The following is an 8,071-nucleotide window of genomic DNA, read 5'->3' as shown; positions in this document are numbered from 1 at the left end:
CGCCCGCCCGCCCCGCGAACGGGGACGGGCGAGCGCTCGGGGACGGGTCCTCGACCCGGGCGCGGTCACCGCGGGGCGTCGGGCACGCGGGTCAGGTTGGCCCCGTTGCGCGGGTCGAACACGTGGAGGCGGGAGGTGTCGATCGCCAGGTCCAGGCGGGCGCCCTCGGTGGCGCGGGTCGCGGTGTTGAGCCGGGCGACGATGCGGTGCTCGCTCATGCCGGTGTCGGCGCGGCCGGAGTCGACGGCGATCTCGGCGAGCTCCTCGGAGTGCGCCGGCCCGCCGGCCTCGGTGAAGTGCACGTACACGTCGGAGCCGACGGATTCCCGGACGTCCACGGTGACGGTGCACACGGAACGCTCGTCGTGGCCCTCGACGAGGGCGGCGTCCTCGAAGTCCTCGGGGCGGATGCCCACGATGACGTCGCGCGGCGCGTCCGCCCGCTCCAGCGCGCGGCGCGTGCGGTCGTCGACGGGCAGGTCGCCGAGGGAGGTGCGCAGGGCGCCGTGTTCCAGGGTGGCGGCGAGGAAGTTCATGCCGGGCGAGCCGATGAAGCCGGCGACGAAGAGGTTCACCGGCGTGTCGTAGAGGTGCTCCGGCGAGCCGACCTGCTGGACGACGCCGGCGCGCATGACGACCACCCGGTCGCCGAGGGTCATCGCCTCGACCTGGTCGTGGGTGACGTAGACGGTGGTGGTGCCCAGGCGCCGCTGGAGGGCGGCGATCTGGGTGCGCATCTGGACCCGGAGCTTGGCGTCGAGGTTGGACAGCGGCTCGTCCATCAGGAACGCCTTGGGGTCCCGGACGATGGCGCGGCCCATCGCGACGCGCTGGCGCTGACCGCCGGAAAGGTTGGCCGGCCGGCGGTCGAGGTGCTGGGTCAGGTCGAGGATCCGGGCGGCCTCCTCGACCTTGGCGGCAATGGTGGCCTTGTCCACCTTGGCGAGGCGCAGCGCGAAGCCCATGTTGTCGCGCACGCTCATGTGGGGGTAGAGCGCGTAGCTCTGGAACACCATGGCGATGTCGCGGTCCTTGGGCGCCCGGTCGTTGACGACCTGCCCGGCGATGCGCAGGGTGCCCTCGGTGATGTCCTCCAGCCCGGCGATCATGTTGAGCGTGGTGGACTTCCCGCAGCCGGAGGGGCCCACCAGGATCACGAACTCCCCGTCGGCGACGGTGAGGTTGAAGTCGTGGACGGCGAGCGCGCCGTCGGGGTAGCGCTTGGTGATGCCGTCGAGGACGATCTCGGCCACGGTCCGCCTTCCTGGTCCCGCCCGGTGGGGGCGGACTCATCCCTTGACTGCGCCGGCGGTGAGGCCGGCGACGATACGGCGCTGGAACAGCAGGACGAAGATCACGATCGGGATGGTGATGACCACCGCCGCGGCGGCGATGGACCCGGTCGGCTGCTGGAACTGCGAGCTGCCGGTGAAGAAGGCGATGGCCGCCGGCACCGTCCTGGCCGAGGTGGTCGACGTCAGGGAGATGGCGAACAGGAAGTCGTTCCAGCAGAAGATGAAGACGAGGATGCCCGTGGTGAACACGCCGGGCGCCGCCAGCGGGGCGATGACCAGCCGGAAGGCCTGCCACGGGGTGGCGCCGTCCACCTTGGCCGCCTTCTCCAGGTCCCACGGGATCTCGCGGAAGAACGCCGACAGCGTGTAGATCGCCAGCGGCAGCGAGAAGGTCATGTAGGGGATGATCAGGCCGCCCCAGGTGTCGAAGATCCCCAGCACCCGCTCGATGTTGAACAGCGGGGAGACCAGCGAGATCGGCGGGAACATGGCGATCAGCAGCGAGACGCCGATCAGCAGCCGCTTGCCGGGGAACCGCAGCCGCGCCACTGCGTAGGCGGCCATGGTGCCGAGGACGACGGCGACGGTCGTCGCGATCACCGAGATGCCGATCGAGTTGACCAGCGCGCGGGTGAACTCGGAGGTCCGGAAGATGCCCCGGTAGTTCTCCCAGGTCCACTTCCGCGGGATGAAGTCGCCGTCGGTGAGGGTGCTCGGCTCCTTGAAGGAGAGCGCCACGATCCACCACACCGGGAACAGCGCGTACAGGACGACGACCAGGTTGGCGATGCCCCAGCTGGTCAGGGTGCGGGTGCGGTTGCTCATCGGCGCTCCGGCTCGCCACCCGGCGCGGCGGCGCCGAAGACCTTGATGAAGACGAAGGCGATGACGGCCACGCAGAGGAAGATCAGCACCGAGATCGCCGACCCGATGCCCAGGTTCAGGGCGGTGAACAGGTTGTCGTAGCCGAGGATCGACACCGATCCGGTGTCGTTGGAACCGCCGGTCAGCACGTAGATGTTGTCGAACACGCGGAAGGCGTCCAGGGTGCGGAACAGCAGAGCGACCAGGATCGCCGGCTTCATCAGGGGCAGGACCACCAGACGCAGCCGCTGCCAGAACGTCGCGCCGTCCACCATGGCCGCCCGGACGGTCTCCTCCGGCACCAGGGCCAGCCCCGCGAGCAGCAGCAGGGCCATGAACGGCGTGGTCTTCCACACCTCGGCCAGGATGATCAGGCCGATCGCCTGCCACTGGTCGGTCAGCGGGGCGCTGCCCTCCGGCAGGAGCGCGGCGAGGTAGCCGACGCCGGGCGTCCAGGCGTACTGCCAGGAGTAGGCGGCGACCACGGTGACGATGCCGTAGGGGACCAGGACCGCGGTGCGGACGGTGCCGCGCCCGAACGCCGCGCGGTGCATCACCAGGGCGAGGGCCAGGCCGATCACCAGCTCGATCGCCACCGAGACCACGGTGATCAGCACGGTGACCCACAGGGCCTGCCACCAGAACTTCGAGGTGAGCACCGCGCCGTAGTTGGCCAGACCGACCCAGTGCGCCTGCTGGGGGAACCGCAGGTCGTAGCGCTGGAGCGAGAGGTAGATCGCGTAGACGATCGGGTAGGCGGTGACGGCGAGCATCACGAGGGCGGCGGGCGCGCACAGCAGCAGGCCGAGCCGGCGCTCCTGGCGGGCGCCCTCGGAACGCTCGGCGACCTTCTTGGCGGCGGGATCGCCGAGGGCGGTGGCAGGTGTCACGGGATCAGCCCCTTGGAGCCGAGCGCGTCCTGGATCTGCCGGCGGACGTCGGCCATGGTGCTCTCCGGTTGGATGTCGGCGGGCGGGGAGAGGGCGTGCGAGATCGCGATGGAGACGTTCTGGTACGCGGGGGTCTGCGGCCGCACGCTGGCGGTGTCCAGCGCGGCCAGCACGTCCGCGGCGAACGGATAGCTCGCGGTGAGCTCGGCGGCCTGGTACAGGCTGCGCAGCGACGGCGGCAGGCCGCCCTTGAGCGCGTTGGTGAGCTGGTTCCCGCGGTCCCGCAGGCACAGGGTGGCCTCGAAGGCGAGGTCCGGGTGCCGGCCGTACGCGCCGACGGCCAGGTCGATCCCGCCGATGGTGACGGTGGCCGGCCGGCCGGGCAGCACCGCCGGGTAGGGCGCCCAGCGGAAGTGCTTGAACAGCTCGGGCTGGTTGGCCTTCATCGACGGGTACACGAAGGGGTAGTTGAGTTCGAACGCGGCCGTTCCCGACTCCATCGCCAGCCGGTTCTGGTCCTCCATCTGGTTGGGCAGCGACGGGTCGGCGGCCGCCGAGGTCGCGGTGTCGTGCATCACCTGCGCGGCCAGCACCGCCGGGGCGCCGAGCGAGGGTGCCTGCGCGTCCGGGGTGAGGACGGAGCCGCCCGCGCTGGTGACCAGGGTGTTGAACCACACCGTCAGGCCCTCGTACTGGGCGCCCTGGATCTCGACGTAGTGCGGCTTGCCCGCCTTGGCCAGCGCGTCCGCCTGGGCGAGCATCTCCGACCAGGTCCCCGGCGGGTTCGGCACCAGGTCGTCCCGGTACCAGAGCAGCTGGGTGTTCGAGTTGTACGGCGCGGCGAACAGGCGGCCCTGCCAGGTCGCGGTCCGCACGGCGGCGTCCAGGGTGTCGGCGGTGGCCTGCTCCTTCATGGCTCCGGTCCACTCGCGGATCCAGCCGGCCTCCGCGAACTCCGCCGACCAGGTCACGTCCAGGCCGAGGATGTCCACCCCGGTGTCGTGCGCGGCCATCCGGCGCACGAGTTGCTGCCGCTGCCCGTCGGCGCCGCGCGGCAGCTTGTTGTAGTTGATGGTGTACCGGCCGCCGGACTGCCGGCCGCAGCGGTCGGCGGCCTGCTGGAGCGCGCCGGAGTCGTCCGGGAAGTTGTACCAGTTGAGCGTGACCGGTCCGCCGTGTCCGCTGCTCCCGCAGCCCGTCAGGGCCTGCGCGAGCACGAGCAGGCCCGCGGCGGCGGTGGACCACCGTGAGCGGAGGGCGCGGGTACCCGGCATCGCTCTCCCGGATCTGTGGGGGACGGACCGGACGACGGTAGCCGGGCGCGGCGCGGCGGTGCTCCGGTGGCGGACCCGCCACGCGGGGCGGCCAGCCGAACGGAGCAGTACCCGACGGGTGGTCACGGGCCCGGCTCCTCGGGGCCGGAGGCGCGGAACACCCTTGTTCTTGAATGGGTGTTCAGATATGGTTCCCGCATGCCCAGACCCCGAGAGTTCGAGCCCGACGCCGTGGTGGAACAGGCCATGCTGCGCTTCTGGTGGCGGGGCTACCGGGCCACGTCCGTCGAGGACCTCGTCAAGGCGACCGGGGTCAAGCCCGGCAGCCTCTACAGCGTCTTCCCCGGCGGCAAGCACGCGCTGTTCCTGAAGTCGCTGGAGCGGTACTCCAAGCTGGTCGTTCCGCAGAAGCTGGGCGAGCTGGCGGCGCCCGGCGCCTCGCTGGCCGCGCTGCGCGGCTACTTCGACGGGCTGGTGCAGGACCTGCTCAGCACGGAGGGCCGGCAGGGGTGCCTGCTGGTGAACACCGCCATCGAGAACGCGACCGAGGACGACGAGGCGGCCGCCGTCGTGCGCGGGCACCTGGCGCGCCTGGAGGCCTGCATGACCACCGCCCTGCGCAACGCTCGCGACGCGGGCGAGGTGCGGGCCGGCGTGGACCCGGCCGGCAGCGCCAAGGTGCTGGTCGCGACCTGCCAGGGGCTGATGGTCGTCGGGAAGGCGAACCCCGATGCGGCGGTCCTGCGCGCCATCGTCGACAACGCCTTCGCCGTCCTCGTCTAGACGCTCGTCCCGAGGGGCCACCGCATGCGGTGGCCCTCTTGTTCGGCCCGATAGTTGAATCACTATTCAAGAACGGATCCGTCCATGAAGGCCATCGTCATCTCCTCCTACGGCGCTCCCGAGGTCCTGCACCTCACCGACCTGCCCGACCCCGTGCCCGCGCAGGGCGAGGTGCTGATCAGGGTCAGGGCGTTCGGTCTCAACCACGCCGAGGCGTACATGCGCGCAGGGGCCTGGGGCGAGGTCGCGGCCGTCCCCGGCATCGAGTGCGCCGGTGTGGTCGAGGCCGACCCGTCGGGCCGGCTGGCCCCCGGGACCCGCGTCGTCGCGATCCTCGGCGGCATGGGCCGCACCCGCAACGGCAGCTATGCCGAGCTGGTCACCGTACCGGCCGCCAACGTGGCCGCGGTGGACTCCCCGCTGGGGTGGGCCGACCTGGCGGCCGTCCCCGAGGTCTACGCGACGGCCTGGTACGGGCTGTTCGGCAACCTGGGCCTGCGCCCCGGCGAGCGCGTCCTGGTGCGCGGGGGGACCTCCTCCCTCGGCCAGGCCGCCGTCAACCTCGCCGTCGACCACGGCGCGCGCGTGCTCGCCACCACCCGCAACCCGGCGCACACCGCGCTCCTGAAGGAACTCGGCGCCGAGGACGTCCTCGTCGACGACGGTCACCTGGCCGCGCAGGTCGACAAGGCGACCGCCCCGGTCGACGCGGTCTTCGACCTCGTCGGCAACAGCGTCCTGCGGGACTCCCTGGCCACCGTCCGCCCGCGCGGACGGGTCTGCCAGCTCGGCTTCCTCGGAGGCTTCGAGCCGGTGCGCGACTTCGACCCGATCGCCGACCTGCCGACCGGTGTCCAGCTCAGCTTCTTCGGCAGCGCGTTCGTCCTGGGCACCCCCGAGTTCCCGCTCGCCGAGGTCCCGTTGCAGGCGATCTACGCCAAGGTCGAGTCCGGGGCCTTCCGGGCGCGACCGGTGCGGGTCTTCCGTTTCGACGAGATCGTCGAAGCCCACCGGGTGATGGAGGCGGGCGGCGCGCTGGGCAAGATGGCCGTCACCGTGGACTGACCCCGGGTGCCACCCCGGATCCGTGCGGGCGTGCCCGTCGCTGAGGGGGCGACAACTGCCCGCCCGCGCCGCGCCGGCCGTCGGGAGCGGCTCGGGGAACCGAGCCGCCCGGGTGGGCGTTGCTGGCTGAGGACACCCGGGCGCGCCGGCTGGCAGGCGCGCTGCGGGTGGCCGGTTCGCACCAGGGAAAGGAATGGCACATGCACGTCACCCTCGCCGAGGAGCTGATGCTGCTCTCGCTGGACGACGAGTCCGGTGTGGCGAAGGACAGTTCGGGCGCCGGATGGGCGGTGGCGGGAGGGCTCCTGGCCGACCTCGCGCTGGCCGGCCGGGTCGCGCTCGACGGGGGCCGGATCAGCGTCACCGACCGGACCCCGACCGGTGACCCGCTGCTCGACGAGCGGTTGGAGCGGCTCGTCGAGTGGGTCGGGCGCAAGGGCCCCGACAGGGCGAAGGCGACGGACTGGCTGACCAAGGACCACGCCACGGCCGTCCGGGCCACCGTGCAGCGCCTGTGCGAGCGCGGCCTGGTCGTCGAGGAGCGGCACCGGCTCCTCGGGCTGTTCCCGGTCCGGCGCTACCCGGAGGCGGACGGCTCGGTGGAGCGCGAACTCCGGGGCCGACTGACCGCCGTGATCCGGCACCACGAGACGCCCGACGTCCGCACCGCGACCCTGATCGCGCTGCTGCACGCTGCGCGGCTGCACGGTCTGGCCTTCGCCGACCTCCCCCGGGCGCGGGTCGAGCTGCGCTTCGCGGAGATAGCCGCGGGGGACTGGGCGGCGGAGTCCGTCGGTCAGGCGATCCGGAACATGCACGTCGCCGTCGCGGCCATCGCGGCGGCGACCGTCGCCACCACCACGGCCGCCGTGACCGCCGTGAGCTGACGGGCGACGGCCCGGGGCCCGGTCCCGGCGGGCGGCCCCGGCCGGCCGCCTGGAGCCCGCCGACCCGGGATTTCCGGCCAGGTCGGGTTGTCCGCTGCCGCCCGGTAGCGTTACGTGGATATGACATGTACGCTGCGTGTCGCTGGTAGAACAGAGGCGGGCCTGGCCGCCACTCCGTGGGGGGAGTCACGTCCAGGCCCGGTCGCCGGCCAAGGGCCCGGTTGCGCTCGTGGGGGAGCTTCAGCCGGGCCCGTCGGTGGGCTATCGACGGTATGCCCAGTCCGACGGTGTTTCAGTCATGACAACCCGGACGGCATTGGCCGCTCGTCCGGCCGGGCGGGGCGCCGCCTCGGCGGCACCGGTCCCGTTCCGGAGATCCTCAAGTACCGGGTGCGTTAACCGCGATGACTGGCCATCAGCGCGCTGACTGCGAGGCGGCGGAGCCCGGGCGGTGCTGGAGGTCCACCGGGTTCTCGGCATCGGCCGGTGGCGGGCTGGCGGCGGCGCTCGTCGCCGTGGGCGGACGGCTCCGGTTGGAGGCGGGTTCACCGGACGGTGCCCCGCTCGGCGTGGCGGGGCGGCCGGCCCCGGTTGTAAGGACGGTCGGCGCGGTGACCGCCGGGGAGGCGTCCGCAGCGGGAGCCGGCTGGCCGGCTGCGGTGGTGGGCGTGGGGCTCGGAGTGCCGGTCGCATCCGCGGATGCGCTCCGGCCGGGCGAGGCCGGTGGGGTCGAGGTGCCCGCTCCGGACGTGCAGGCTCCGGTGGCGAGGCCGAGGAGCAGGACGGCGGCCACGACGGCGGCGGGTCGGTTCATGGCGGGAGCCTCCGGTGTTCTGGTGTCCAGCTGACATCCGTCCACCTTGGACGGCACCGGCGAAGTGCTGGTTCCGGCCTGCACCGACCTCTCGGCGCCTGGTAGGCCCGGGGGCCGCGCCGGCCGGGGGGCGCGGGGCGGCCCACCGGGGGGGCGCGCCGGGCGGGTCGGGGGTGCAGAGGTCGGATCGGCGGTGCCG

The 8,071-nt window shown here is 72.6% G+C and carries 7 protein-coding genes; 3 read left to right on the top strand and 4 right to left on the bottom strand.

The genetic code is table 11. The features are described 5' to 3' along the window. Positions 1-65 precede the first annotated feature (65 nt). Genes ABT247_RS29505 through ABT247_RS29490 form a run of 4 tightly spaced genes read right to left on the bottom strand, consistent with a single transcriptional unit; the run spans position 66 to position 4,323 of the window. Positions 66-1,253: an ABC transporter ATP-binding protein gene (locus tag ABT247_RS29505; RefSeq protein ID WP_350748456.1), complete on the bottom strand. Its 1,188-nt coding sequence runs from the start codon at positions 1,251-1,253 to the stop codon at positions 66-68. 36 nt (positions 1,254-1,289) lie between these two features. Then, positions 1,290-2,120 (bottom strand): carbohydrate ABC transporter permease, encoded by an 831-nt coding sequence (locus ABT247_RS29500; RefSeq protein ID WP_350748454.1) that lies wholly within the window; start codon positions 2,118-2,120, stop codon positions 1,290-1,292. Beyond that, on the bottom strand, positions 2,117-3,049 hold the full coding sequence (locus tag ABT247_RS29495; protein WP_350748451.1) for a carbohydrate ABC transporter permease: 933 nt from the start codon (positions 3,047-3,049) through the stop codon (positions 2,117-2,119). Before ABT247_RS29495 ends, ABT247_RS29500 begins: the two co-directional genes overlap by 4 nt. Further along, positions 3,046-4,323 (bottom strand): ABC transporter substrate-binding protein, encoded by a 1,278-nt coding sequence (locus tag ABT247_RS29490; RefSeq protein WP_350748448.1) that lies wholly within the window; start codon positions 4,321-4,323, stop codon positions 3,046-3,048. The genes ABT247_RS29495 and ABT247_RS29490 overlap by 4 nt, the downstream gene beginning before the upstream one ends. A gap of 198 nt (positions 4,324-4,521) precedes the next feature. On the opposite strand from ABT247_RS29490, the gene ABT247_RS29485 reads away from it, so the two are divergent. The 3 genes from ABT247_RS29485 to ABT247_RS29475 all read left to right on the top strand — a co-directional run bounded on the left by ABT247_RS29485 (position 4,522) and on the right by ABT247_RS29475 (position 7,058). Next, complete coding sequence (locus ABT247_RS29485) at positions 4,522-5,106, top strand: TetR/AcrR family transcriptional regulator (RefSeq protein WP_350748446.1); 585 nt, start codon at positions 4,522-4,524, stop codon at positions 5,104-5,106. A gap of 84 nt (positions 5,107-5,190) precedes the next feature. Then, complete coding sequence (locus ABT247_RS29480; protein WP_350748444.1) at positions 5,191-6,171, top strand: zinc-binding dehydrogenase; 981 nt, start codon at positions 5,191-5,193, stop codon at positions 6,169-6,171. Positions 6,172-6,371: 200 nt separating this feature from the next. Continuing rightward, the gene (locus ABT247_RS29475) at positions 6,372-7,058 is read left to right on the top strand and encodes a GOLPH3/VPS74 family protein (protein WP_350748441.1); all 687 of its coding nucleotides are present in this window, start codon (positions 6,372-6,374) and stop codon (positions 7,056-7,058) included. The last annotated feature ends 1,013 nt before the right edge of the window (positions 7,059-8,071 follow it).

Source organism: Kitasatospora sp. NPDC001539 (assembly GCF_040298565.1).
Taxonomy (GTDB): Bacteria; Actinomycetota; Actinomycetes; order Streptomycetales; family Streptomycetaceae; genus Kitasatospora.
Note: the sequence above shows the minus strand (reverse complement) of the source record. Positions and strands in the feature narration are given on the sequence as shown.

Coding starts and splice junctions, on each gene's coding strand:
- ABT247_RS29490 (WP_350748448.1), bottom strand. CDS start 4,323: ATGCCGGGTACCCGCGCCCTCCGCTCACGGTGGTCCACCGCCGCCGCG.
- ABT247_RS29500 (WP_350748454.1), bottom strand. CDS start 2,120: ATGAGCAACCGCACCCGCACCCTGACCAGCTGGGGCATCGCCAACCTG.
- ABT247_RS29480 (WP_350748444.1), top strand. CDS start 5,191: ATGAAGGCCATCGTCATCTCCTCCTACGGCGCTCCCGAGGTCCTGCAC.
- ABT247_RS29475 (WP_350748441.1), top strand. CDS start 6,372: ATGCACGTCACCCTCGCCGAGGAGCTGATGCTGCTCTCGCTGGACGAC.
- ABT247_RS29485 (WP_350748446.1), top strand. CDS start 4,522: ATGCCCAGACCCCGAGAGTTCGAGCCCGACGCCGTGGTGGAACAGGCC.